Annotated in this window: 1 protein-coding gene; it reads right to left on the minus strand. The window is 60.6% G+C overall.

Going from position 1 to position 251, the window contains the following annotated elements:
* The coding region (locus AAEY75_RS16335; protein WP_352260204.1) for a DUF3383 family protein at positions 1 to 251 on the minus strand (251 nt) is incomplete at both ends.

Here is a 251-nt window from a genome sequence, read left to right on the forward strand (position 1 = left end):
GTACTGCACGATCGCGGTGTTGTTCTGGTACGCCGCGAAGACGTTGCAGTTCTTCGCCTGCAGCGCATTGGCCTGCGACGTCGACAGCGCCTCGGCGACGATGCCCGGCTCCTGCTTGTAGTCCATCGTGATCGTCGTGCTGTTGCCGTTGAAATCGACGATCAGCAGACGGCCGAGGAACGAGCTGATCGCGTACGGGCTCACGCTCGAGTACTGGATCACCGAGTACTGGTAGTTGAGCGCTTTCAGGC

The organism is Psychrobacter sp. TB55-MNA-CIBAN-0194 (assembly GCF_040309505.1).
GTDB lineage: Bacteria > Pseudomonadota > Gammaproteobacteria > Pseudomonadales > Moraxellaceae > Psychrobacter > Psychrobacter fozii.